General features: G+C 51.7%; 25 protein-coding genes. 19 read left to right on the top strand and 6 right to left on the bottom strand.

The genetic code is table 11. The features are described from left to right. Positions 1 to 113 precede the first annotated feature (113 nt). From AC23NW_RS30080 to AC23NW_RS30055, 6 genes are all read left to right on the top strand, one after another. On the top strand, positions 114 to 1736 hold the full coding sequence (locus AC23NW_RS30080; protein WP_157580381.1) for a hypothetical protein: 1623 nt from the start codon (positions 114 to 116) through the stop codon (positions 1734 to 1736). 91 nt (positions 1737 to 1827) lie between these two features. Continuing rightward, complete coding sequence (locus AC23NW_RS30075; RefSeq protein WP_019990970.1) at positions 1828 to 3045, top strand: dsDNA nuclease domain-containing protein; 1218 nt, start codon at positions 1828 to 1830, stop codon at positions 3043 to 3045. Positions 3046 to 3050: 5 nt separating this feature from the next. Beyond that, on the top strand, positions 3051 to 3608 hold the full coding sequence (locus tag AC23NW_RS30070; protein ID WP_044130804.1) for a hypothetical protein: 558 nt from the start codon (positions 3051 to 3053) through the stop codon (positions 3606 to 3608). Next, positions 3605 to 5557 carry a hypothetical protein gene (locus tag AC23NW_RS30065; RefSeq protein WP_487454186.1) on the top strand — a complete coding sequence of 651 codons (1953 nt, stop codon included), beginning with the start codon at positions 3605 to 3607 and terminating at the stop codon, positions 5555 to 5557. Before AC23NW_RS30070 ends, AC23NW_RS30065 begins: the two co-directional genes overlap by 4 nt. 182 nt (positions 5558 to 5739) lie before the next feature. Continuing rightward, on the top strand, positions 5740 to 6495 hold the full coding sequence (locus AC23NW_RS30060; protein WP_487454184.1) for a DUF6577 family protein: 756 nt from the start codon (positions 5740 to 5742) through the stop codon (positions 6493 to 6495). Position 6496: 1 nt separating this feature from the next. Then, entirely contained in the window at positions 6497 to 7540 is a 1044-nt protein-coding gene (locus AC23NW_RS30055; RefSeq protein ID WP_019990974.1) for a nucleotidyl transferase AbiEii/AbiGii toxin family protein, read from the top strand. Here the strand turns inward: AC23NW_RS30055 and AC23NW_RS30050 are convergent. The 3 genes from AC23NW_RS30050 to AC23NW_RS30040 all read right to left on the bottom strand — a co-directional run bounded on the left by AC23NW_RS30050 (position 7537) and on the right by AC23NW_RS30040 (position 9187). Beyond that, positions 7537 to 7815, bottom strand: coding sequence for a hypothetical protein (locus AC23NW_RS30050; RefSeq protein ID WP_019990975.1), 279 nt, complete (start codon positions 7813 to 7815; stop codon positions 7537 to 7539). The genes AC23NW_RS30055 and AC23NW_RS30050 overlap by 4 nt on opposite strands. Positions 7816 to 7827: 12 nt before the next feature. Further along, entirely contained in the window at positions 7828 to 8424 is a 597-nt protein-coding gene (locus AC23NW_RS30045; protein WP_019990976.1) for a ParA family protein, read from the bottom strand. Between the two features lie 166 nt (positions 8425 to 8590). Continuing rightward, positions 8591 to 9187, bottom strand: a complete 597-nt coding sequence (locus tag AC23NW_RS30040) for a hypothetical protein (protein WP_083940632.1) — start codon at positions 9185 to 9187, stop codon at positions 8591 to 8593. 246 nt (positions 9188 to 9433) lie between these two features. Between AC23NW_RS30040 and AC23NW_RS30035 the strand changes: the two genes are divergently transcribed. From AC23NW_RS30035 to AC23NW_RS29975, 13 genes are read left to right on the top strand one after another with little or no spacing between them, the layout of a single operon-like run. Continuing rightward, positions 9434 to 9772, top strand: coding sequence for a DUF4134 domain-containing protein (locus AC23NW_RS30035; protein WP_019990978.1), 339 nt, complete (start codon positions 9434 to 9436; stop codon positions 9770 to 9772). 13 nt (positions 9773 to 9785) lie between these two features. Next, a complete protein-coding gene (locus AC23NW_RS30030) occupies positions 9786 to 10310 on the top strand; it encodes a DUF4134 family protein (protein WP_019990979.1) in 525 nt (174 codons plus the stop codon). Beyond that, on the top strand, positions 10307 to 10759 hold the full coding sequence (locus AC23NW_RS30025) for a DUF4134 family protein (protein WP_019990980.1): 453 nt from the start codon (positions 10307 to 10309) through the stop codon (positions 10757 to 10759). Before AC23NW_RS30030 ends, AC23NW_RS30025 begins: the two co-directional genes overlap by 4 nt. Beyond that, positions 10756 to 11094, top strand: a complete 339-nt coding sequence (locus AC23NW_RS30020; RefSeq protein WP_019990981.1) for a DUF4133 domain-containing protein — start codon at positions 10756 to 10758, stop codon at positions 11092 to 11094. The genes AC23NW_RS30025 and AC23NW_RS30020 overlap by 4 nt, the downstream gene beginning before the upstream one ends. Further along, positions 11091 to 13679, top strand: coding sequence for a TraG family conjugative transposon ATPase (locus AC23NW_RS30015; RefSeq protein WP_019990982.1), 2589 nt, complete (start codon positions 11091 to 11093; stop codon positions 13677 to 13679). The genes AC23NW_RS30020 and AC23NW_RS30015 overlap by 4 nt, the downstream gene beginning before the upstream one ends. Before the next feature lie 40 nt (positions 13680 to 13719). Next, on the top strand, positions 13720 to 14724 hold the full coding sequence (locus AC23NW_RS30010) for a hypothetical protein (RefSeq protein ID WP_019990983.1): 1005 nt from the start codon (positions 13720 to 13722) through the stop codon (positions 14722 to 14724). Positions 14725 to 14769: 45 nt separating this feature from the next. Further along, a complete protein-coding gene (locus AC23NW_RS30005; RefSeq protein ID WP_019990984.1) occupies positions 14770 to 16065 on the top strand; it encodes a TraJ family protein in 1296 nt (431 codons plus the stop codon). Positions 16066 to 16117: 52 nt separating this feature from the next. Then, positions 16118 to 16357, top strand: a complete 240-nt coding sequence (locus AC23NW_RS30000; RefSeq protein ID WP_019990985.1) for a hypothetical protein — start codon at positions 16118 to 16120, stop codon at positions 16355 to 16357. Then, positions 16354 to 16968 (top strand): conjugative transposon protein TraK, encoded by a 615-nt coding sequence (gene traK / locus AC23NW_RS29995; RefSeq protein ID WP_019990986.1) that lies wholly within the window; start codon positions 16354 to 16356, stop codon positions 16966 to 16968. Before AC23NW_RS30000 ends, traK begins: the two co-directional genes overlap by 4 nt. A gap of 1 nt (position 16969) precedes the next feature. Next, a complete protein-coding gene (locus AC23NW_RS29990) occupies positions 16970 to 17209 on the top strand; it encodes a hypothetical protein (protein ID WP_019990987.1) in 240 nt (79 codons plus the stop codon). After that, positions 17206 to 18732 carry a conjugative transposon protein TraM gene (gene traM / locus AC23NW_RS29985; protein WP_019990988.1) on the top strand — a complete coding sequence of 509 codons (1527 nt, stop codon included), beginning with the start codon at positions 17206 to 17208 and terminating at the stop codon, positions 18730 to 18732. Before AC23NW_RS29990 ends, traM begins: the two co-directional genes overlap by 4 nt. Positions 18733 to 18752: 20 nt before the next feature. Next, positions 18753 to 19931 carry a conjugative transposon protein TraN gene (gene traN, locus AC23NW_RS29980; RefSeq protein WP_019990989.1) on the top strand — a complete coding sequence of 393 codons (1179 nt, stop codon included), beginning with the start codon at positions 18753 to 18755 and terminating at the stop codon, positions 19929 to 19931. A gap of 3 nt (positions 19932 to 19934) precedes the next feature. Then, positions 19935 to 20504, top strand: coding sequence for a conjugal transfer protein TraO (locus tag AC23NW_RS29975; protein WP_019990990.1), 570 nt, complete (start codon positions 19935 to 19937; stop codon positions 20502 to 20504). Positions 20505 to 20563: 59 nt separating this feature from the next. Here the strand turns inward: AC23NW_RS29975 and AC23NW_RS29970 are convergent, their stop codons facing one another. From AC23NW_RS29970 to AC23NW_RS29960, 3 genes are all read right to left on the bottom strand, one after another. After that, positions 20564 to 25036: a DEAD/DEAH box helicase gene (locus AC23NW_RS29970; RefSeq protein ID WP_083940633.1), complete on the bottom strand. Its 4473-nt coding sequence runs from the start codon at positions 25034 to 25036 to the stop codon at positions 20564 to 20566. A 7-nt stretch (positions 25037 to 25043) separates the two neighbouring features. After that, positions 25044 to 26111, bottom strand: a complete 1068-nt coding sequence (locus AC23NW_RS29965; protein WP_019990992.1) for a DNA methyltransferase — start codon at positions 26109 to 26111, stop codon at positions 25044 to 25046. Positions 26112 to 26219: 108 nt separating this feature from the next. Continuing rightward, the gene (locus AC23NW_RS29960) at positions 26220 to 26477 is read right to left on the bottom strand and encodes a hypothetical protein (RefSeq protein WP_019990993.1); all 258 of its coding nucleotides are present in this window, start codon (positions 26475 to 26477) and stop codon (positions 26220 to 26222) included. Between the last annotated feature and the right edge of the window lie 8 nt (positions 26478 to 26485).

The following is a 26485-nucleotide window of genomic DNA, read 5'->3' as shown; positions in this document are numbered from 1 at the left end:
ACATAGTTTACAGTCTTGGTGGACCAATGAAAACGAATAGTCTTGATCCGGCTGTCGATCAACCCGTCGGTTGAGGTCTTGACCAAACAAAATTTGCTTTAGACAAACTTAAGATGGAAAACAAGCAGCGTGAGGAAACGCAATATGCCAAAAACATAAAGGGGGAAGAGTTTCATATTTCTGAGGTAGAACGGGGCCGTAAGGGGTACTACTGCATCGACTGTGAAGGGGAGATGGTAGCCTGCCACAGCGATTATGATAGAAGCTGGTACTTCAGGCATCACGTTACCGACGTCAAGATCGAACGCAAATGCACGTTCTCAAACGAAACCTACCGGCACCGAATCGCTAAAGATATCCTACAGCGCATCAAGCAAATCAAGGTGCCGGCCATTGACAAATACGCGCCCAAAGGCACAGACGGTATGATGCGGCTGAAAGAAGCCCAAGTAATTCATGGCCATACAGTCGGCATCGAATACCAATTTTATGAAGATGAAGCCGGCCAAATTCGGTGGATGAGCAAACCAGATTGGGAAAGAACCGAGCCATCCAAGAAGAAGCGGCACATCATCCAGCCCGACGTAACCTTCTTCGACCATCATGGAAAGCCAATTCTGTTCGTCGAAATAGTCGCCACACACAAACCCGATGAAGAAAAGCTACTGAAGTTAGAGCGGCTGTGCATCGACACTGTATCTGTCACTATACCCAAGGAGTCGGCCACGGCCATTGAACAGATTTTTTACCATACCGACCGGACCAAATGGCTTTACAATCATGAAGAACGAACCGCTCGATACGTATCAGTTTCCGGTAGAAATACAAAAGAGGTACCACCGATTGATCAACTCCAAAGACGACTTCTTGAGGAGTCTGTCAACTGCCGAGCGACGGAGATTGGAAACCTTATACGCGCAATTGAACGCTGCCTGGAAAGTGAACAATACCGAGCAGTTGAGCAGCACCTTAACGCGGAAATATCACGCGTTACGGACATCGCAGCACGAGCTGAGCAACAACTGCTCAGCCTTCAGGCATCGCACCAGAAACGACTTGAAAAAACGGTTCGTGGCCGCTTACTCCCACTTGCAAAAGCGGCAAGAAGAGTGTCGTCGGCGGAGCGAGCAGTTAAAGCAAGACGTAAGAACCTGGAAAGCCGATATCATAAAAAAAGATATGAACTGGTCCGCGCAGAAGCGGAATATCGACCGGACTGCCAGGACGAACTTGAGCGAATTGCAAAGAATCTCGTCGAACTTGGAGCAGGAGACGGCTCGATACCAGAACGCCAAGAACAACTTGCAGCAGAAACAGCAAGAACTGACGAACGAATTGGAGAAGCAAAACGAGCAACAGCAGAAGTTCTACGACGAACAGAAGCGTTGCCAGATGAATTCCGACAAGCTGAGGTTAGCATGGTCCAAACGTATCGCCAGCAAAAAAAGGCTGTCGGAACAGATTTTAGACGACAAGCGCAGGCAGATGAAGAAGCTGACGGACGAGTACGAGCGGAGCTTAGAGAACGACACGAAGGCTACCGAAGAGCAGTGGCTAAAGCAGTTACGCGAGCAGATGGCGAACGAACTGAGCGACTGTCACCTCGAATTATTGAACTGGTTAAGGCAAGGGGACTTATCGTCGATACATCGCCGAAGTACGCTACTTTCCAAAGAATCCGAACAGCTTACGAGGCTCTTAAATCAGGGACTTATAAGAGTTGGCATCAGCCTTGATAGCTTTTTAGCAATGTCAGATGCGCAAGAGCACGTTGCAGGCTCGTAACCTGTAAGCAGCTATCCTATCACTTGAAATCTAACCTTTTTGATGAGCGGACTTATACGACAGTTCGACCACTCCGATCCTGGTGACGAGACCCTCCGAAACTTCCGTTATCAGTTCGGGTATGGTGCCATTTTGTTGCTAGCTGCCCTCCGAAGCGAAAAAGACTACGTTTCGATGTGGTGTGAGCATTTTGAAGACATGGTCTGCGAACGGGTCGATGGCCTATTCGACTGTTATCAAATCAAAACCAGTACACCCGAAAACGGCCATTTGCGATTAACTACCGATTCGGTTAGAAAGTCAATTAAGCGATTCGTTGCTTTGCAAAGTCGATTCGGAGACGACATAGCGACGATGTTTATCGTCTCCAACACGGAGTTTTTGGATACTGAGCAGGCAGATAAAATTACCGCTTGTCCGGGTCGTCTGCTGGGAGCGATACGTGCTGCGGCCAAAGTTGATGGCATAGATACCGTGTTCATGCAGGCGTTTAATGCCCTGAAGAATTATTGTGAATGCGATGCCGATAGTTTGTTTACCACGCTTAAAAAAGTGGATCTGTGCGTTGGCCCCAGCCGCCAAAGTTTCGAGACAGACATCGCCCACACCCACGTACCCAGGGTGAAAGGATGTGAGAATTGTACCCCCAATACGCTGTCCGCAATTGTAGATGATCTGGTCGGCAAAGTATTCCGAGCTTCTTCGTTAAAAATTGGCGATCCCGACGTGCACCTGCACACCTATTTCAGTCGCACCGAGATCGACCCCCGCCTGTTGGGGAAGCGTATCTTCATCGAGGAGGCCGACTCAATCATTAAAAAACACACCGCCAGCCACTTTAGGTACGTGCAGGGGTCTGGGTCGCTGGTCGTCGCCGATGGCAATCGCGACCTTACAAAATTGGCTAAAAAGCTTTCTAAGGGTGGTCTTGATGACTACATCGCTACGATGCAGCGCAAAGCACTGGCCACCGAAAAACGCTTACTCGAAGCCCCTCCAGAAAAGCTTTCCGACCTTATTGACCAATTAGAAAGCGTAGTCCAAGGCGAGTGTGACGAAGCTCATTTGGAAGCTAAGTATGACGATAGACCAACCGGTGAGATAATGCTGAGGACTGTTCATAAACGTCTTCGGACAATAGCCGAGCAGCGGCCTGCCGATGTGTTCGGGGAACCTTATGATACATTGGTCGGCTTTGCTGGCTTATTAACCAGCGATTGTAAAGTGTGGTGGAGTGAGAAGTTTGATATCAATCTGTGATGGCTATGAGTCTACGTTTACTAAAAGCAGCGGCCACCACTGAAAACATGGACGATTTTCACCTAAGTCGGCTTCTGCTCCTGCTCAGAGCGTTCGATACACCCAGAAAACGGCACAGTATCCAGGGCATTATGAAGCTGGCTAAGTTCGATTTTCTGTTGCGTTATCCTACCTGCCTGAAACGAGCATTGGAGTTCGTTGAAAAAAGCGAAGAATTAGCCCAGTTAGGGGATTTTGAAACGCTTAGTGTAGAAGCAAAAATGATTCGGTTTCGATATGGCCCGTGGGATGGACGGTACCGACGTTGGATTGGTCTTTTGGCTGCGAGAGGATTAGTCGAAACTTACCTCGAGAAAAATACCATCTATGTCACGATTACTGACAAAGGCAAGGCTGTTGCCGACCTTTTTAGTCAGGAGGAAGAATTTCAACTGATTGCACAGCGCAGCCAACTGATCTACAAGCATTTCAATAAATTATCCGCTACCGGTATTAAAGATTTTATCTACTCGGTTTTCCCAGAGATAAAGACGATTAAATGGGGCGATGAAATACAGCTATGAAGTTTTTCTTAGACGCACTAACCCTACGTTTCAAACTCTCAACTGAGGTTATCGAGTTTAGCCGGTTATCTTACTTCTACGGCCAAATGGGGGCTGGCAAATCCAGTATTGCCCGCTTGGTCGACTATTGCTTAGGAGGAAGATTAGATCTCACACCAGCCTTTCAGCAGGAATTTGTGAGTGCTGGCTTAACACTACATATTAATAATAAACCTGTATTCATCTATCGTCAGCGTGGCTCCGATCAAGTAGAGGTTTCGTGGGGCGAGCCAGGAAGCGAAAGCACCCTCTTCTTACCGACTCGTGCTGCGAATGGCGAAGTATTGGCAGAAACGGGCGTAGAAAATCTCTCTGACCTGATTTTCCACATTGCTGGTGTTGTCCCGCCACGTGTCCGAAAAAGTAAATTATCTGAAGACAGTGAGCTAATACGGCTCAGTTTAAGGGATTATCTATGGTATTGTTACCTTGACCAGGATACCATCGACAGTGCCTTCTTCCACTTAGAAGCCGAAGCGCACACCCAGAAACGGCTAAAAAGCAGGGATGTGATGCAGTCAATTCTTGGCTACCACCAAGAGACCGTTGCCCAGTTGGAAGCTGAACTACTTCGGGTACGTGAATCAAAGAACACCTTTCGTTCGGCTGCCAAACTTCTAAAAGAGACATTGACTGACAACGACGTTACGTCCCAGGAAGAAATAAAGGAAAAAGTAGCTGCGTTAACCAAAAACTTAAGCGATGTAAAAAAGCACATTAATATGCTACGGGCTGACATTCAACGGCAAAACGTACCACACATCGTTGACAGCTTAAAAGAAGATGGCAGACGATTGTCATTAGAGCTGGAAAAAACAAAGGACGCAATCCAAGCCGTCAACAAACTTATTGATGACAACACGGCCCATCTGAATGAGATTAAATCACTGAAAATTAAGTTTCTGCGGGGAGTGTCAGCCCGTTACGTATTAAGTAACGTACAGTTCGAGTCTTGCCCTCGATGCACCCAAACCCTCCCGGCGCGACCAGTGAACATCTGCCCTGTATGCAATCAGGAGGAGCCTTCAGTAGAAACCAGTAAAACGGATGCATCGCTGATCCAGAAGGACGCAGATTCAAGAATTAGTGAACTGTCCGAGATTATCGAAAATTATGAACTCCAAGTACGTCGGCTATACACGTATCAAGATGAACAAATAACCGCTAAACGGCTCATTGACAGAAAGATTATTGATGAGATGAACCGGTACGATTCTGCCTATCTGGCCTCTGTCTTAGAGTATGAACGTCGTAGTATTGAAATAGAACAGAGTATCAAGGAATTTACCCGAACGCTTCAACTTTTCAAGAGGGTGGATGAACAGCAGGCCCGTGCGAACCAATTGGAGGTTAGAGAGAAGAACATTCGTGAACAGCTAAAGGAAGCGCGCATTGCAGCCGAAAAGGATATACAAAACATTCGCAAGTTGGAGCGATACTTTCTGGAGTATCTTATCAAAGCGGGCGTTCCAGGAATTCGGATCGAGGACAAAGTCCAAATCTCAACATCAACCTTTCTACCTTTGGTAGCTCCTGAGGGCGGTGACGATGTTGCGGTCACGTCTTTCAGCAACTTAAGCAGCGGGGGCAAAAAAGTACTTTTTAAATGTTGCTATGCTCTGGCAATACATCGGTTAGCGATTGAAACGAATGCCTCACTTCCTACTTTTCTCATTATTGACTCGCCTATGAAAAACATTAGTGAACGCGAGAACGCAGAGGTATTTCGTCAGTTTCATGATCTGGTGTATGACCTGGCCGCAACGGACCTAATTCAAACGCAATTTATTTTGATTGATAAAGAGTATTGTGAACCTGATGAAACCCTTCAGCTATCTGTCTCACAGCGGCATATGACCCCCGATAATGATGACTACCCTCCACTGATCAAGTATTACAGAGGGCATTAGTACGGTGTGATGCGTAGGGCTTTGACCATACCGAAACGTAGTTTAAGTAGAAGCTGAAGCATCGGTAGTCCTCTTTATTTACACAATTCGCTAAAGCGAGGTTCTGACACCAGAATTACTGAATTTCTTTCCCAAATTCTGGCAAAATCCCCATATATTTGCCAGAATTTGGAACAAAGCTGTTGTCGCACGAACTTATCCATACGGCCCTACGTAAGCAGTTTGGCAAGCAAGAAGCCATTCCCAAAGTCGCCTTGATTGACTTTCTCAGGGAACACTCCGGCAATGCCAAGCCCTCAACGCTCGCCTGGCGGCTACACGAGTTGACGCAGGCAGGAATTCTGACTCGAATCGGATACGGTCAGTATCAACTGAATGATCGCCCGATCTATGGGCCTGACCTATCGCCTACCCTTCGCAAAATAGGCGACCGCGTTAAAGCGGAATTACCTTTTACGACTTGCTGCGTTTGGGATACTCGGATACTGGCCGATTTCATGATTCAGCAACCGATGAGCTTTCTACAACTCATTGAAGTGAACAAGGAAGCCGTTTCGTCGGTCTATCAACTTCTGCAGGAACAGCCCGTGCGGATTGACCGAAAAAATCCGGCAGTGTACCGCTATGACGATTGGCTACTGCTCAGTCAACGCGGGCTACCGTCGCCGAACCCGATCATTGTCAAACCGCTGATCACCGAGGCCCCTGTACAGCAACAGAACAAGTACACAACAGCACCCTTAGAGAAGGTTCTTGTCGACTTGATAGCTGATAGTGAGTTGTTTTTTGCTTATCAGGAGGAGCTACCCTATATCTTTCAAACAGCTTTTGCCAAATTCATCATTAACCGCGACAAGCTTCGGCGCTACGCCCGGCGACGCAACCGGGTGGACATGTTGGAGCAACTGTTGCGCCAAGTACTACCTACCAGACACTAACATGATTCTTGAAGAAACCTTTACCCGCGACTGGCTGGTCGCCGTTGCCAAACGTTTCCCGAAAAACGTCGATCTGAAACTGTTGGAGAAAGTGGTTTGGGCGTTGAAGTTGCTGGAACAACTTCAGCTACAAGGTTTATCGTTTGTTTTTAAGGGAGGTACGTCGCTCGTGCTTCACTTTGAGCAGCCACGTCGGTTTTCCATTGACGTGGACATCATCATGCCTGATCCACCGGCGAATCTCACCGACTATTTTGACGCGATTGTGGGTAACGGTGCTTTTTTGAAATGGGAAGATGATTCGCTACGAGCTTCCCATGCAGGGGTGCCGGTGGGGCACTTCAAATTTTATTATACGAGTGCGGTCGATCCGCAACACACCCTCGAACCCATTCTGCTGGATATTCTTTTCGCAGAAGCCAACTACCCTCACATCGTTCAGAAGGCCATACAGCATCCCTGGATACGTACAGGTGAACCGCTCACAGTTGTGCGACTCCCTGACACCGATAGTTTGTTGGGTGATAAATTAACGGCTTTTGCTCCGAATACAACGGGCATACTCTACACCAAACAGCGTCCTGCCGAAATCATCAAACAGCTTTTCGATGTAGGGTTGTTATTTGACGTGGTCACCGATCTGCGGATAGTTGAGCAGTCTTTCAATCATACGGCTCAGGAAGAGATTGCTTACCGTCGGCTAAACATCACCCCGACCGATGTGCTGACCGATGTAGCAGACACGGCCATGTTGATTACAAGACGGGATGACAAAGACTACCGCTTTATCCAATTGCAAGAAGGGATTCGGCGGCTGGCCAGTTTTGCCATTGGAACGTTTACTATCGAAGGGGCTATTCTGGCTGGGGCGAAAGCGGCCTATATTAGCAGACTACTGTCTGAAGGAGCTACAGCGTTACGTCGCTATAAACAACCAGGCGACATTACCGACTGGCAGCTTTCCGACCCTACAGTGAATCGACTCAACAAGTTAAAAAAGTCGCAACCGGAAGCGTTTTATTACTGGTATCTGGCTCTTGCCTAAGCCCGCCCTTTCACATACGTTTCCAAAGCCTCGCGCACGATGTCGCGTATCTCAATGTCTTCTTCGACCGAAATCCGGCGAATGGCTTTGTGTAGGGCTTTGGGGACTTTCGTATTAAGCTGAACCAGATCATCGACGGGTGCCGCGCTTGGCTTAGCCGTTGCTCTCGGTTCAGATGTCGTAACGGGGTTTACTTCCTGAATAGGAGCTTTGGGCGGTTCGTTTTTCAGCTTATCAGCCAGGCGGGCCTGCCGTTCTTTAAGGGTCTCTGCCATGATGTCGCGTGGTTAGAGTTGTTCAATGATTTCATCGGCCAGGTCGGCCATTTCCTCGTGGGCTTTGCTGTCTTCCAACTGCACAATCCCCCCGGCAATGACCGACCGAATGTAGCTGACCCGTTCATGAATACGGGTTTTCAATGTCGGAATCGGGTAGGCATCCAAAATGTCCTTGATCTCCCGGTTCATCGACGTGCGGGGCTTCACCATGTTCAGCACGATGCCGGCGCGTAGGTTGGGGTAAGCCTGCTGCGTCTCCTGGAGCAGTGCCATCGTTGCTTTCAGTGCCATCGCATCAAGGTAGCTGACCTTCGTTGGCACCAGGACAAAATCAGAAACGGAGAACAGTTCGGAGAGCTTGCTGGTCAGATACGGGGGCGTGTCGATCAGCAGCACGTCTAACTCAGGATAGTTGCCTTCCTGAAGAGCCTCGTAACTGATGAGGGTGATACCATCGAGAAGCGTATCCAACCCCTGTACGCTGCCTTGCAAGTCGGTATCAACGATACCCACCCGCTTGATATCTTTCAGGTAAAAGGCCAGATTCAGAGCCAATGTGGTCTTACCCACTCCGCCTTTCTGATGCGCTACAGTGATGATTTTCATGATAAAGTCACCGGGTCAGTTGTAGCAGCAAAAATGGAAAAAAAAGTGAAATAGTCAGCTATCCAGATAGCCTAAAAATAGAAAAGTAGTTAACTATTTGACTACTCAGCTTATAATCAACGAGTTTTTATGCCGCTTGTAATGTTTAGCGACAGCCAGAAGCTACCTAATTAACCAGAGATAGAACCCGTTCAACAGTGAAAATACCCACGACGCGCTGGGTTGTTGAGAAAATATCAGACGCTTTCACCGGAGTGTACTGTCCAGCCTTGGGCGTACCAATCACAAATTGATAAAGCGTAATCGGAAACGAATAGGTAATCTGCTTACCACCCGCCCCGCCAACGTTGCGATCAATCAACGTCATGGCGTTGTAGTCGGTGAGAATGTCTTTCTTGATGGTAAAGTACGTGCCTCCACCTGATTTCGCATCTACGGCATATGTACCCAGGTCGAGCTGATCGTACCGCCCGGCGGTACCGTCGCCTGTCAGTGAAAACTGTACTGAATCACCTTTAGCCTGCACCTCCACCATATAGCCACTGCCTTTGATCTGTCCCCGGCTTTCGGTGTAGCCATTATCCAACTGAAGCCGGACACAGGTATAGCTGCCACTGAGCCGAACGGCGGGAGTAGCAGACTGCTCATTTTGAACATCGGCAGTTGATGGAGCGTCGGTGTGGGAAGGTGAGCAACTCAGTAGGAAACTAAAGAGGACAACGAGAGCAAGTAAGGCTGAAAAGCGATTTAGTAAAGTAAGCATATTGGATAAACAGGATAAAGCTGTATGTAAAGGTACGACTGTTTCCAAATTATATGAAATGACCACTGTGACGTAAATTTTAAAGCAGTACCCTTGTTCAATTGACAAAGAATAACATACTGAATATAAGGGTAAACAAAATTTTATAAATAAAATTTTGTTTATTTTTATTTAATTAATTAAACATTTATATAATCTTTGCAGGGTCATCTGGCCGGAGACAGAACCTTTCAAAACATACGTTATATGAAACGAATCAACGCCGTAGGGCGCGTAGTACTCCTCGCTGCCTTAACGACAACCACAACGTTTGCCCAGACCGTAGACCAAACCAAAGGGATTGGAGCCGGCGTTCAGGTGCTCACGCAGACGACCAGAGACCTACAAGAATACTTCCGGCCAATGACCACCGTCATGTACGTGATCGCGGCCATCGTCGGGATTTTTGGGGCCTTTCGCATTTACTCCAAAATGCAGGCGGGGGACCAAGACGTACAAAAGTCAGCCGTCAACTGGGGCGGCTCGGTACTGTTCCTGCTGGCCTTTGCTGCCATTCTGCAAGCCGTGTTCTTCCAGAACGTATAAACGTGCGCCAAGCATGAATCAACTTAAAACAGGCCTTTTGCTGGGCTGCTGCCTGATGGCTTACGCGGGCATGGCGCAGGACGTAAACCTAAATGGCAGTGTGGCCACGCACGTAGGTATTGACTCGCAGTTTACCAATCCAATCCTAAGCCGGATGCCTACGTTTCTCAAATTCGTTTGGGCGGTGTGCGGCCTGATGGCCCTAATTGGAGGATTGCGTATCTATGCGCGGGTGCAGGCCGGTACGGGCGATTTTGCTTTAGAAACCTGGCGGTTAGCGTCAGCCGTGATTGGTATAGGGGTTGTTGCTCTGTTTCTGCAAGGATGGGTGAGCTACCGGATGCCTGGCGTTACGGCGGCTCGCTTCGGTATCGACAAAGTGCTGTTTCGGGGCGGTGAAGACAACTCCGAGGTGACCGATACGGCACCGGGTAACGTAGCGGCTACTCCGTACCTGCCCGGTCAGGATGCGCGCCTGGACTCGATTCGCAACTATTACCGCACAGCGTCTGACTCACTGCGCGAGCACACTCGATGATTCTGCTATACGACGAATTTCAGGCCTACGGTCAGATCAAATCCATTGGTTTATGGCTCTGCGCGTTGGCCGCCGTGATAGCGGGGTTCCGCATTTACCAGACCTGGAACCGGGGCGAAGATGTCGAAGGGCCGTTGGTACTGTGGCTGACCAGTATCGCCTTCTGTGGCGGTGCGGTCTATGGGGTAGATCGCTTCATTCTGAGCGGTGCGTTCTCGTCTTCGTTCGGGGGAAGCGATTACCTCGCCCAGCAATACACGCAGTCGATGGCCATTGAGGGCAACCGGGCGGCTCTGCTACTGGGCATTGTGGTGGCGATCATCGGCCTGATTCGGGTGTTCCAGAAGTTTCGGCGGGGCGACGACGACCTCTACGAATTCATGTTCAAGTGGTTTGGCTCATTGGCTTTCCTGTTCCTGATGAGTTCCATTATCTCAGCCATGCTATGAAGTCTTATTCTATTTACCGTGGAGTCGATAACGAAATTGAGTTTCGGGGCCTGCGCGGGCAACACTTTTACTACGCAGCCGCCGGGCTGATTGCCTCCGTCTTCGTGACGCTGTTCAGCTACATCGTGGGCCTACCCATTTTATTGGCTATTCTGCTGCTGGCTCTGGGGGCGGGGGGTACGTTGACCTGGTGCTTTACCCAACAAGGCCGTTACGGTCGGTGGGGAGCCATGAAGCAAAAGGTGCAGCGGCTCAAGCCCTCGTTTGTGTGCCAATACCAATCATTCAACCGGCTGGTGCCCGTGCGCCAGCACACGACCCGTAAAGCACGATGAAGAAAAAGAAGGCACTTACTGACCTCTTCCCGATTCTCTGCATCGACGGGCCGACGGGGTTTATCGTATCCAAAAACGCCGACATCACGATGGCGTTCGAGTTGCAGGCACCAGAAATCTTCGCGGTATCCGATACCGAATACGACGCGTTGCACGATGTACTTGTTCGCGCGGCTAAGGTGCTGCCTGTGGGCTATATGGTGCATAAACAAGACCTGTTCATCGAAGACGTATATACACCTGCGTTCGAGAGCGAGTTTTTGCGCTCGTCTAACTACATGGTGTGGGAAAACGAGCGGCATTTCAGCGACCGGCCGTACCTGCGCCACCGTTGTTATCTATACGTGACGCGCCCGGCGACCCCTCCCCTAAAGCGCACGAGCGGGCAGTCGTCGCTACTCAAGCGACACCTGGTGCCAAAGGAAATGCAGGAAAGCCGCACGTGGGCGGAATTTGGCGACGTAGTGAATCAGTTTGCGGCCATCGTTCAGGATTCGGGCAAGATGAAACTGCATCGGCTAACGCCTAACGAACTCCTCGACAATGGTGAACAAACGGGGCTGTTTCAACGCTACTTTTCGCTGTCATTAGACGACCCGACGCTGCACGACATCGACCTGACGGACGGGCTGACGGTAGCCGGGCAACGTACCTACACCTACACGCTGTCGGAGTTGGACGACTTCCCTAATGAGGTGTACAACTCCGCCCGGCTGGAGCAGTTTTCGACCGATAGCAGCCACTTCCCCATTTCGACCGGTTCGGCACTGGGGATGCTGCTGCCTTTCAATCACATCTACAACCAGGTACTACTGATTGAGGACGGCCACGCGCTGACGAATCAATTGGTGAAAGAAGTAAAGCGGCATACGTCGTTTGCGGCCTGGTCGAAGGAAAACGAGGTGAGTATTCGCTCGAAGGATGCGTTTATGGATGAGGTTAAAGACCGGAACCGGCGGGTGGTGCGGGCGCATTACAACGTGCTGGTGTTTCACCGCGACCCCGATGTGGCCGATACCTACCGTTCACAAACGGCTGCGGCTATCTCGAAACTGGGTTTCAAGCCGAAACTGGCCAGCCACGATGCGGAGACGCTGTTCTGGTCGTGTATCCCCGGCAACATCGCCGAGATTGGGGCGGATAACTTAGCGACCTGTTTTCTGGAAGAAGCCACCGCGCTTTGGAACACGGAGACCAACTATCGGGATGATTTCTTTTGCAAGAACGGGCTACTGCTCACCGACCGCTTTGGTCGCCCGTGCATGGTGGACCCGTTCTTTGGGCCGATGGAGCGGGGCATCATCGCCAACCGCAACTTCATGGTCGTCGGACCGTCGGGGTCGGGTAAGTCGTTTACCATGAACAACATGGTGTTCTACCTCCTCAGCCACGGGATGCACATCAGCTTAGTCGATGTAGGCGGCTCCTATAAACGGCTCTGTGCGCTCATGGGGGGCCGGTACGTCACCTACGAACCCGACAATCCGATTGAGTTCAACCCCTTCTACAGCCGGGATTTGGACCCCGACGAGGAGACGAAGGACGCGCTGGCTAACCTGTTGATGGCCCTCTGGAAGAAAGACGGTGAACCCGCTACAAAAGCCGAGGAAGTGACCATCGCTAACATCGTGCACGAGTATTACGGAGCCATGCGCCGGGCGCGGGAAGCGGGTGACGAGCCGTTCACCTGCTTCGATAGTTTCTATGAGTTTACGCGGGATACGTACCCGGCCATTTTCGCCCGGAACATGGGGTCGGAGCGGGAGTTCAATCTGAACAATTTTCTGTACGTGCTTCGCCCGTTTCACGCCGACAACCAGTATGGTTACCTGCTCAACTCACGTCGGAACATCGACCTGATGGAACTGCCCTTTGTGGTATATGAGTTGGATAACATCAAAGACCACCCCGTCTTGTTTCCCATCACCACCATCATGATTATGAACACCTACGTGCGTAAGCTATTCAGTGTCAAGGGTGTGTTGAAGATGCTGATCATCGAAGAAGCGTGGAAAGCGTTGGCGAAGGAAAACTTCGCGCACTTCCTCCGCTGGTGCTCGAAAACGGTACGGAAGCATTTGGGGTCGCTGGGTGTGGTAACGCAGGAGGTGGATGATCTTGTTGGTAATCCGATTGTCAAGGATGCCATTATCAACAATTCGCCCATCAAGTTTCTGCTGGACCACCAGAACTACGAAAAGCGGTTTCCCGAAATCATGCAGACGTTGTCGTTGTCGGAAAAACAGGCGGATATCATTCTGAGCATCAACAAAGGCAAAGACCCGAACCGCCCGCCCTACAACGATCTGGCCTTGCTGCTGGGTGACTATTGTAAGGTGTACGGGCTGGAAGTCAGCCGCACCGCCTACGGTACGTTCACCACCGAGCGGTCGGAGGTAGAACAGATAAACGAACTGGCGAAAGTGGCTTACGGCAATGATTTAGAGTCGGCTGTAAAGGGCTGGGCGCGGGGCGAACGGGCCGGGGGCTACCTGCCCGTCAATGCGCAGGGCGTACCGATGCTCCATCCCAACGGACGGGCACCTAAGCCGGTGAACGGGGCCACGCATTACTCAAAGCCGTAGCCCCGAACAGACCAACACATTTTTTACAACAAACCAACCGATGCAAACCAACCGACTTATGCGGGTGGCCGGGCTACTGCTTTGCCTGTGCCTGGTCCCTCCCGCCCTTCAGGCTCAGTTTGTGGTGAGCGACCCCATCCATACGGCGGTATCGAACCTGATGTCGCTGATTCAGAAACCGTCTTTTAAAACGATGGTGGATGCTATCGAGAAGCTGAAGAAGGTGAAAGGGGCCGTGCAGAGCTACCATCGGGGTCAGCAACTGATTCAGACCGTGCAGCAGACCACCCGGACGCTGCAAAGTATGTCGACCGTCATCAGCAAAGACGGGCATATTTACCCGGCGGAGTACGCGCTAATTGCCGACGACCTGAGTTCGATGGGTACCCACGCCAATGATATTCTGAAAGATATGCGGCAGGGGTCATCGCAGAACCTCTTCGAGATGAACGATCAGGGCCGGATTGAGTGGATTTTCCGGGCCTACGAGAGTGCCAAGAAGTTTCAGGGATTGGTGAACAACTACTATTACAAGGTGCGGGGGCTATCGCTGCGCCGGGTACGTTCACAAAAAGACTGGCAGATGACCAGCCGTCTGTACGCGATGGCCGAGCCAACCCTGAACAAACAGGGCAGCTACCAGGAGGTGCAGTTCATGCTGGGCGAGAAAGGGTATGACGACGATTACACCGACCGCAGCAAATCGGCTCTTGACGAAGAAACCATCGCGCAGCAGCAACGGCAGAAGCAGGCCGAGATCGACCGGAAAACAGCCCTGATGCAGGAGTGCCAGGACCGGCTTCAGATTGCTGACTTGCAGGGAGAACAGCAGGCATTCGCCGAGATGAAGTTTCTGTACCCGCCCTATTTCGATCCCGAAAAGAAAGGCAAACCAAACGGATACGTTGACCCCCACGACGGGCATATCATCTCCGATGAGGAGTTCGGGATTCTGGTACGCATTCGCGGCCGACAGATAGCCGCCGACAAACGGGCCGCCATTCAGCGCGAGTGCCAGGAAAAGATGAACAGCAGCGGAGGATAAGCGACTGACTTAGAAGCTACGCACGTACCAAATCACTTACATCTTATGCTATTCGACGCGTACAAAACATTGCTGGGCCTTTACGCCGACATGACGGCTTCGACGATGGACATCACAGCCCTCATCGAAGCCAAGATTCGGGCAGTAGCGGGCATTGGCGCACTGGTCTATATCTTCTCACGACTTGTTCCGCAGGTGATGCGGTCGGAACCGATTGACTTCTTTCCGTACCTGCGCCCGTTTATGCTGATGGTGCTTATTGGCCTTTCACCCCGTATCTGCAACGGCATCGACAAATTGGGAGAAAGCATCCGCTCCGCCGTGGAGCGGCAAAACGGCACCCTCTACGAGAAGATTGCCGAGCAAACCAAACTCCTCCAACAGACCGTGGATGCCAAGTGGCAGGAGATCGGCGAACATCCCGAACTGTTCCGGCAGGTTGACCCTTCGTTCGATCCCGACGCGTTCGGGTCGAGTCTGAAACTGAGCTTTGCGGAATACTCCGAGAAGTTTAAATACGAGCTGCTCTCCTACACACAGGACATCCTGCTGGCCCTGATGCAACTGGCCGAGTGCATTCTGTTCCTCATCTCGTTCACCTACCGACTGGTGTTACGGATGGGTGCGCCGATTGCCATCGCGCTGGCCGTATTTCCCGGCATGAGCAACAACATTGCGGAGTGGTTCGGCAAGTACATCAACTACACGCTACTCCCTACTGTGGCGGCCATTTACTCCTCCATCGCCTTCAAGGTTACGCTCAAATACTTGAGCTACTACGACCCTAAAACCATCGTGCTGGGCAACGCGGGCGGTGCCGAAGCACACACGCCGGAGTACATGGGCCTGGCGTTCATCGGTATTCTGGTGATGTGCTTGATTGGTTACTGTCAGGTGCCGTCCATGACGAATATGCTGGTGACAGTGGGCGGAGTCGGCGCGATGGTGCAAGGTGCTACGAGCCTGGCTAAGTCAGGCGCGGGTACGGTGGCCTCCCCGGTAACTAAGCCCCTCAAAGCGGCTGGCCACTCGGTTGCAACCCGCGTTGGTCATAGCATCGGCAACAGTGTCACCAACGTTGCGCGGCTCGGTGGCAATATGGCGGCTGGCGTGGCCCGCTCTCCGTTTACGATGGCCGCGCACGTGGCCGGGGGGGTGGCCCGTGGCGCACGGGCAGGAGCATCGTCGGGCGGGAGTGCTGTTGGCCGGGGAGTTAAAGGGTTCGCGGGGGGCGTGGCCGGGGCCGTCATCGGGACGGGAGCCGGGGCTGTCGCGGCTGCTCACGGGGCCACCGTTGGAGCCTACCGCAAGACGTACCCGACCAAGAAAAATCAACTTTGATTCATTGCCTTGCAGCTACTCTGATTTCTTGCTTTTAGGAAAACGAAACCCAATGAATTACCATCAAAACAACCTGTTAGTCAAGCACAAACACACCATGTGGCTTTGTGTGGGCAGTCTGCTCACGCTGGCCGTTGTCGTTACCTGGAGCATCGTCTGGAGCTTTGGCCGCTACCGGCAGGCGACGCAGTACACCTATGTATTCCACCACAAAGGGGCCGCTGTTTCCATCTACGACGAACGTAGTATCCCCCTCATCACCAAATTAAAACCTTATCAACCTTACCGATGAAAGAGCTACTGCAATTGGAAAAGGATTTTCAGCGGGGGCGTTGGCTGCTGATCGCGGCTTTCGGGTTTAGCCTGGTTGTGGCCCTCACCGCCGTGGGTCTGGCGTTTAAATACAGCAACGAGTTCAGCAAACGGATTTACCTCGTCAACCGGGGCGAAGCCATTCAGGTGACGTGTGGCAGCGTGACCGACAACCGCCCGGCAGAGCTGCGGCATCACGTCGGGCGTTTCCACGAACTGTTCTTCACCGTTTCACCGGACCCGAAATCCATTGATGACAACATCCGTCGGGCCATGTTTCTGTGCGACGAATCGGCCAAGCGACTGTATAACAACCTCGCCGAGCAGAATTTCTACCGCGATATGGTGCAGGGTAACGTAACGCAGCGGGTGCAAATCGACTCGGTGGTGGCCGACCTGCGCCATTACCCCTACCGGGCCATCACCTACGCCCGGCTGGTGCAGGAACGGGCTACGGCAATTGTGCATCGGAGCTTAGTTACGCAAACTAACCTGGTTGACGTGAACCGGAGCGACAACTCACCCAACGGGCTGCTCATGCGCGACTTTCACATTCTGTCGTCGCGCGTCACGCAGGAATACAGCAAATAAGATGGGCCTGTTTGGATTTATAAATCGCCCTCCCCAGCCGGAGCCGGGCGAACGTACCCAGGATCATCCCGCCTTCCGGTTCGGTAAGCTGGTAGCGGGTTATATGACCCGGCTGGAGCATCGTTTCGCCAATACGCTGAATCAGGGACAGCACCGCATCGGGTTTGGGGCCAGAAATACCCTGCTCGTGATTCTGGGCACCTTTTTTCTACTCTATTTTATTGCCTTACTGACGCGATGAATTCAACTGAACAACCGCAAAACAACCCTTTTTTTGATACACCGATTGAGGAAACCCCCGCTCCCGGAAGCGAGACGGTTCAGAAAGGCAAGGTGGGCCGTAAGCAGATTCTGCTGCTTTTCGGCGGGTTTGCCTTCCTGCTCGGCGTAGCTATTTTTGGTTTTCTGGGCGGGTTTATCTCCTCCGACACAGCCAACCCAAACGCCCAAACGCCTGATGGCGGAGCCTCGGCGTTAGCTCCTCCTGAAGCCCGGCCTCACAACCTCGATGCCAAAGAGAAGTACGATAAGTACGGCTTCGACGCGGGTACGCTCAATCCGACCCAATCATCGGCCATTGACCGGCAGGCCGCTTCGGGTACCCAACTGCTAACGGGCAAAGACCCGTCGATGGCACGGGCCACCAATGAGACGCTGACCGACACCGATCTGAACGCTATTCGTAAACAGGCCGGTCAGACCACGGAGCCGTACCTGACGGCTACGGAGCGTAAATCGGCCAAACAACACCAGTTGAAACGCCAATTCGACCATCAGCAAGCCGAGCGGGATGCCATTTACCGGACCATGCACCGTTCGGCGAAAGGTCGTGAACAACTGGCCGAAGAGCGTATTGCCAAACGACAGCGCGACCTCGACCAACAAACCGCCGATGTGCTACTACGGCAGATTGACCGGGCCAATGGGCGAATGAATACCGGGGCTACTGGTAATGGCTTACCCGCCACAACCGAGCCACTGCATATGACCGAGTACCGGGAATTGAAAGCGAAATACGGGGGCGAGTTGCCTCCCTCCTACCGTACCTTGTTCAAGCGAGAAATCGCAGCTGAGGAAGGCACGGCTGGTATGGAAGACGTACCCACGGAATCTGTCATGTCGGCCCGACCAAACGGCTCACCAGATCGAAAGGCAATAGATTTAAGTAACACGGGCTTTTATGGACTATCGACATCGGCAGCTAAGCCAGTAGCGAACCCTTCGGCAACGGGTACGTCCATTCCCGCCGTTGTACACGGCGATGGCGACGCTGTGACGGTGCAGAACGGCAGTACGTTGAACCTTCGCCTGACGGAAGAAACCAGCCTTCGCTTGAACGGCTCGTGGGTCAAACTTCCGGCGCACACGCTGTTGGCAGGTACGTGCAGCATCAGTGCCGACCGCGTCAACATCGCTGTAACGAGTGTACGACTGGGCAATGACATCTACCCCATTCGGCTGACAGCCTACGACTTAGATGGCCGTGCGGGCCTTTCTGTACCCAAGCTGGCCGATAAAAACCGGGTGGCGCAGGGTCTGGGAACCTCGGCGGGTCAGGCTGTCTCGTCGCCCTACTACTTCGTACCGCAAGGCTCATTCGGGCAGCAGGTGGGTAGCCAGTTAGCCATGCAGGTGACCAACACCGCGTTTCAGGGCATCCGCTCCCTGGTGCAGTCCAAACTGACGGCCGTTAAGGTAACGGTCAAACCCAATTACCGCATTTTCCTCCGCGCCGAGCAAGCCGCTGCCGGTTATTCCAACTAACGATTCAAGACAACCTATTCATGAAACGTCCTTTCTTACTCTTTTTTATTGCCTTTACGCCCCTTCTGGCCCTAAGCCAAACCACTAAGCAAGCCGGGCGGGGTACTCGCTTTCAGGCATCGGTCAAACCGATTGCGGGCAAAACCCTTCCGCTATTGGGAATTACGCCGAAAGCTCCGGGTACGCTGGCCCTGCTTGCCCCCACGGGGACAAAGGCCGTTCGGCCAACGCGCACTGAGGGTGCTATGGTTGAGCAATCGCCCACCACCCCAGCACCCAAAGCTGCTACCCCGGTTCGGGTGGCCAATCCCGAGTTGGTCGAGCGCGTTCGGGAAAAACCGTATCTGTTACCCATCGACCGGGCGGCTGTAAAAGGGTCGTACCCGCTGGGTATTTCCGACCGGAAGACGACGCACATCATCTTTCCAGCGAAGATTAAAGAGTTCGACGCCGGCACCGACTACGTCCTGGCGCAAATTCCTGAGACCGTCACGAATGTCCTGCGCGTGAAGGCCAACCCGAAAGCGACGGTGTTTTGTCAGGCCGATTCAGGCAAGGAAACCAACATGACTGTGATTACCGAAGACGGTGGATTTTTCTCCTTTCTGATCCGCTACCAGGAAGAACCGGAGATTTTGAATATTAACATGGCCAACAACGTCATGGCCGACGATTACACCAGCCGGTCGCTGGGCATCAACCGAGCTGCGGCCATTACGTTCGTACAGTCCGTATCAGCAACGGATGGGGTGCCGGTGGCGGAAGCTGACTTACAGAACTATTGTGAGCGGGTGCTGGAGCGCAAGCCGTTCATGCGTAACATCGGGGCCTCGTCGATGCGGCTTACCAACCTGCTGACGGGCATCTACGTTGCCGACAAAGTGATGTATCTGCAATTCAACCTCCGCAACGACAGTCAGCTTGATTATGAAGTTGATTTTGTGAAGTTCTACGTCCGCGACAAAGAGAAGCTCAAGCGCATGGCGGCTCAGGAAGTCGAGCTAAAGCCCTACGGCCGCTACCCGGTGGAACCGAAACTACTCCGGGCCAAAACGGAGCAGCAAGTGGTGTACGCCCTGCCCATGACGACGCTCACCGAAGACAAAGTGATGGAGGTTGAACTGTATGAAAAGCAGGGTGGTCGCCACCTCCGCTTTCAGGTCGAAGCCGACGTACTCCTCTTAGCCAAACCTTTCTAAGCCATGACCAAACCTATTTTTTTACTGCTGTTCACCTGCGTGCTCTCGGCTGAAACTCACGCCCAGACGCACCTCAAAGGGCAACGTTTTGTGGAGATACAGGGGGGCGTGGTTGATGGGTTCTCGGCCCATCATCAATTGGGCATACAGGGCCTTATCTCGACGGGCTGCTACAACCGGCAGTACAACGCCTGGAAGGCGACAGCCAGCTATATGCAGAAGCCAATCATTGGAACAGACATGACCTCGGCGGGTCAGCTTCGGCAAGTCAGCATTGGCTGGGGATACGAATTTAACCTATGGCGTAATGCCTACCGTACCCGATTCGTGCGCGGCTCTTTTCAGCCAATCGCTACCTATGAAACAGTACCTGCTTCATCAAGCCCAATGATGTCCGATTCGATTTGCGCGACGATGCCATCGGGCGGCAGGTTTATAGTGGGGGCCGAAGCAGGTGTCGAAACGGAGTTTGCCCCGGTGATTCTGAGCATCCGCCAACGGTGGTTACCCAAATCAGGTATGCAGTCGTTCTACACGTTGGTTAGCGTGGGCTGGCGGTTGCATGGGCGGTGAATACTTTACTACACTTGTAGTGTAAGCCTCGCGGGTAGTCAACCGCGAGGCTTCATGGTTTATCTGCGATACAGGTATCCTGTCTTTCTCTCATCAGTGTTTTGTATCCCATACGGAAGCTCAAATTGGCCGAATGGAGCGCAGAACGACTCGACAAACCGTTTGAGTAGCCTGGATTCCTCAAGTACCTTAGCATCGTCCGATAAATGGTCAATTAAAGGTTGAGTAGCCAGCAAAATTAGCTTGGCTCTCGCTCGCGAAGCCAACACATTAAAGCGTCGGAGATTGTACAGAAACTCGTCTTCTGAGCGAATTAAATCAGGGTCACCAATCCCAAATGAAGCAAAAATTACGTCGCGCTGTTGGCCTTGAAACCTCTCTACAGTATCGACGGCTCCCCGGATTTTCTCCGGCTTATCATTGGGGAAAAGCTCTTGCAAACGAGTAACAATTCGGCTCATTTGTGCCCGGTGAGGTGTTACGATGCCAATTGCTTTATCCCAAAATTCGGTGCCAGATTCGTACACTTCATCTGTAACAGGTTTCTCGCTGTTATCAGGAAGAAGCTCGTGGAGAAGTTGACTTCTTAAACGTCCCCGCAGTAAAAATACCATAGCCGCAATTGTATCGGCTTCAAAGTCGTTTACCTGTCCCGAAGCATCATCGTCGTACACAAAAGCTGTCGTGGGGTAAGCTGGGTCGAGCAGTTGCCCCCAACCGGATGTCCACACCAACTCACCGGGCCAATTTACAGGCTGAATATCAGGTAGGGCAGGTAAGTTAAGACGCAGATCGGGGCTGAATGCGCGTAGGCGAGAATCGTACCCTGCCGTGCGGATGAACTCAACAAGCGTAGCGTTTGAGCGGTAGTTCCAGTTCAGCGGCAATGGTTCTACTCCCTGTACATGCCGTGTGTATTCAAAAATAGAACCGACGTAGCGCTCCAGGTGCGTCGGGGCTTCAGCCTGGTGGATGGGAGGCAGTTGTAAATCATCCCCTGCTAAAATGTAGGCTCCCTCGTCCGTTGCCTTCGACAGAACCAACGTCGCTGATGCCACATCCATCTGCGAAGCTTCGTCAATGATGACCAAGTCAAACCACTGCCGTTGCGTCATCATTGGACGAGCATCCTGTTTGTTTCGGGTGGGAGCCGATTTGTACTTTGTGCTCACTCCCAGATTATGAATTTGGTGTGGGATTCCGGCGACGACAGTTAGTCCTGTCGGTGTAGTCAATTCGTCCTGAAGTTGCTGTACTTCTGGCGGGGCTTGTAATTGCAACGGAACCAATGGCTGTATTTCAGCAGGTAGATTTGCGGGCGTTTCCTTAGTGCCACCCTGCAGTCGGACCATATGCACAGGTACGTTGGGCAGTACCGCGTTTAGCAAATCCGGCAAGTCAAGCAACACGTTGTCAATGGCTGAGTAGCCATTCGCCGAGATCAGAATCCTCAAAGGGATATTTCGCGAATGAGCATCGAGTAAGGCTGCAACAATGATGGCGCGTAATGTCTGACTTTTACCCGTGCCAGGAGGACCCCAAATTAAACTTAACTGCGTCGTGAGTGAGGTCCGCCAGGCGGTCCACTGCCAATCATTTAAATTTCGACCTTTTGTCTCAAGCACACGTTCCACGGCTGGCCTCACGGCGGCAACATCACGGACAATAGCAGTAGAAGCTAAAGATGACCCATCCCATAGAAAGCGGGCTGCGGGCGTAAGCGGATCATAATCGTTAGTAGCCTTTGGGGCGACGGGGGGCAATCCCAAAGCGACACGAATTGTAGCATTGTCCTGTGCCTCCGCTAATTTCGGGTAGCCTATGCCGGTAAGTGTAAACTTAACTTTTTTAGTTAAATGATCTTTCTCGACCGGATCTAGCATCACATCTGAAGAGAGATCAATCAAACCAGCCTCTTCTATAGTGTATCTGACACGCTGATTACCTCGCGCGGGGTCATCAACGCGAGTTAAGTATGCATGGCCATCTAATCTTAAGGCAATTAGCTTGTGTTGTCGATCAATTGCTTCAACTGTTACACTTGTTAAGCCTGCATCTGCAATAGTGTTAAGTTCTCCTGTTCCTTCAACTTTATAATCGGGTTCGCACAAACGCTTTGGAAACTGAACCAGAAAATCAGGACGGCTACGCGGAGATAATGCAAAGCCAATATCGCCCGGACGAACGTTAATATCTCGTGAGTCATCGCCCAGTCGGTACACCCAAAGCCCCGTACTCGTCTGCAAATTCTTACCAGCCGTTTCGCTTAGTTGGCTCAACGCATCGGTACGTTCTTTACCTTCTAACCGAACGGGCAGGTACGCCGATTTAAACTTAGCTTCCCGCTCATGAGCAGGCATGGCGCGTATGGCGTAAGATTCCAAATCCTGCAAGGCCGCGTTTAGCCGCGTAAACTCATAAAGCAACGTGCTGAATGGGGGCAGATTTGTTAAACCGCGAGGTGCCCGATTGGTCAGCTCAGGAGCAGCCAAACGAGCAGGCAGCAAGTCATCTCTCAGGTCTCGTTCTAACCGCGTGACAACTACGCCCAGCGCAAGGAGTTTGTTCTTGGTCGCCTGTTCAATATTCGCCATCACTCGTTTCCACTGTCCCCGGCGAGTCCACAATTCATGAATTCGCTCAGCCGGAATTAAATCGCTCAATGGGTCTTGATAGAGTGTAAAGATTTCGGGCGGAGTAAATTCTGGCGTATGATACTGTTGAGCTACCCCGGCTAAGGTGTAGTGATGCGGCAAATTAACAGCGATAGTATTGTGTACAACCTGTCCAACAAGCGTAAATGGACTTCGCACGGATGCTTCGTCGTGGTTAACTAACAGTTCAGGAGGAGGAAATAGCCAAGCTAATTCACGAATAGTTTGGTCGGCCAAAATAGCGGCCAAGTGCCGCCCGGCAACTCGTTGTAATTGCCGACGTTGTGCGTCGTCCCATAGAAAAATCTGATATGTTGAACGCTTCGGTATGCGGTCAGGATCGGTGGGGTCATTCCGGCGACCTGCTGCGATGTCATCCGTATCGGAACGGCGGACTTCCTCAAGTATACCTCGTAAGGCTCGTAGAAAATTTAGAAACTCGGTGCGTTCACGGTTCAAATCGCGCGTATCGACAACGAAAACCTCTGTATATCCGTCTTTCTCCCGCTCGTTCCAACGTATTTTGTGTCTATCGTCCGCGTTTAAAACGCTATAGGGTTCGAGCCAGAAAGCACGCAAACCAAACGTAACAGTTATAGCACTGGCTAAGTCATAATCGAGAAATACATAGACGTGCAAGTCGGGCCATCTCGGCATGAGCGCATCAGAGCCAGAGTTGGGCAATACTGAAACCGTGTCGTGCAGCAAAGCCGCTGCTCGTCCGGGAAAGCGTTCCCGCTGAGCCCGTAAGGAGGGTGTCCGCCGAAAAAACTCGTGGTCGGGTTGAAACTGCGCCAACTCAACTACAGTAGGGGTACCTAACTGTTTTCTGTTTCCCTGCGTCAAGTTGATAACCTGTGATGTATGACCGGTACGACGCGCTTCAGGCCAGCACCATAGATAATTATAGCTGATACTCCCATCTTCCAACGGCCAGGGGTATCCCATAAATTCGCAGCCGCTACATCCATAATCAACGTGCCAAGGCAGTTGCTGCCAGGGCGTAGCTAATACTTCAGGAAGTACGTCGGTAAAAAAACGTCGTAAACGGGCCACGAACGTATCGAACGGGGCCAACTCAATGTCGTCTTCCACGGCCTTGGCCAGATTTGCCAATGAAACTGGGATGCCTTGCTGTGTCAGTTTATACCGGGCCTGCATGACCGCCGAAGCGTCGTAGCTACCTGGCCAAACGGCAGAAGCAGCTACCACAACAAGCCGGTCTGTCAGGTTCTGCTCCTGTAACCATCCCGCTAACGTCAGGGCATAGTAAACCACTTCGGCGAAGTAATGTGCGCCGGGTTCCGAAGCCAGTTTAATGTCGATAACCCGGAGTCGTAAGCGATTGTCAGTATCTGCTAATTGAGTAAGCGAGCCGTCTGGAGCTAGGGCCCACCCATATACTGCTTTCTCATCAAGGTCAGCCTCTGAACGAGGAGGCAAGACCTGTATTAGATCAGCATGGTTGAAGCTGAAATCTAGTGGATTGCCTCGTTCATCGACCAACGCCACCACCCCCATACCTTGCCGGAACGCGACTGTGTCTGCGGTGTATTTCGCTTCAACGATGAATTGGTGCGGCCTTAAACCAGCGTCTATAATTGGTCTCAAATCCTGAGGTTGCGCCCGATTCTTCGGGCCACCTTTTACTTGTATAACACTGTCGGCTCCAAACACATCGACTAATTCATCGACTTTTTCCTCTTGCCAATTGTAGCCCAACTGACCGGCTATTCCAACTCCTGCACGCGCTTTCTGCGTTTCGGGCATTCCATTCTCTTTACGTGCATCGTCGGTTGGGTACATGCTGAGACGAAGCCGTCGTTTACAGCCATTTCGGATAAATGCCGAAAGAACCTTCTTCTGAAAAACAGGCATGGACGTATTAAAGTGGATGAGGGGTTAAATCGACACCAACGGCTCTGAAGCCTAACTCTCTTGCTGCCAGCAACGACGTATTGGAACCGGCGAAGGGGTCTAGCAGCCATCCGGGTCGTGTGGTTTCGCTACAACCACAGCTTTCCCAACCAACGTGCTGCTTCAGTGCGAACGTAAATTCACGGAAGTACCCACCTAAAGCCTGCTTGGCTTCGTCGGCCAATTGCTGGACTCGGGGCGAATTTTTGCCTGATCCATTTTGCAGTTTTTTACCCATTCCGACATCGGAAATACCAACGGCACGAATAGCAGCTAAGTGGTCTTCGGTTAAGTTATGTTCTTGAAAAAGTTCGATGGCTCGCCGGGCTTGTTTGCGGTTCGGGTTAAGAGCTGGCGACGGTTCCACTTGCCGCTGATGAGGTTTGCCACACTGTTCACAGACCCGCTCAGGACAAGCCAATAACAGAATTCGCCGGGCTAATTCTTTAGGAAAAGGAGCTACGTGTCCACTTTGACCCCGGCTCGGTGCTACGTGCCAGACATCGCCAATTTCGGCCTCCGGTATACGGTCGTTTAGAGCAAACCGGTCAAAGTAATACGTCTCTGTTGCCTTCTTTCTGGGTGGAACCAGTTGAAGAACAGTTTCGTGACGACTGGCTAGTCGGCGCGGTGAGGCTGTCGGCACACTGCTAGGTTTACTCCAAATTATCCGATGGGCAACCCTCCACCCCTTCTCCCTCATCGCCAACTCGAAAAGAATCGGAGTACCGACCAGAAACCCGTTATGATGCGTATCCGCCAAGTTAATAAATACTGAAGCATGAGGAGCCAACCAGCGTGCCCAGAGTGCTACTGTATCAGATAACACCTCTATATACTCATCAGGTGTATCTTCCTGACCGAGTTGTTCATCGTGTTCGTAATCTCGACGTTTCCAGTACGGCGGGGACGTTAGAATTACATCAAAACCCTGAACAGGAAATTGCAAAGACAAAACATCTAAATTCTTTGCATTTCCCTGTAAAATTTGATGATCAGGTAAATGAATCTCAACAACAGGTGGCTCTACAACCATACCTTAAATCTATAGTTAATTGTCGAAAGTATAAAATAGGCTTGGTACATACAATCCCGTGTTGAGATGCAGATGGTGACTTCTTCTTTCAGATCTGTCAACTATCATTCACCCCTCCCAATCTGCACCACCATAATATTCATCCAGAGCCAGCATCTTCATCGCGTCCTGCTCAGCCACAGGCCGGGCCTGGAACCGCTCCGGGTTATCGATGCCCTCAGCAATGACGATGCTGACGACTTCGCCCATACTGTCCTTGACCTCATACACCGATACCGACTCCTGCTGCACAAAGACGAATTGAACATCGTCGTTTCCTCGTCCATCGAGAATTTTGCTACCTGATTGTTTGTGTTCGGCTCCCATAAGCTACC

The organism is Arsenicibacter sp. R0_47, assembly GCF_057652235.1.
Note: the sequence above shows the minus strand (reverse complement) of the source record. Positions and strands in the feature narration are given on the sequence as shown.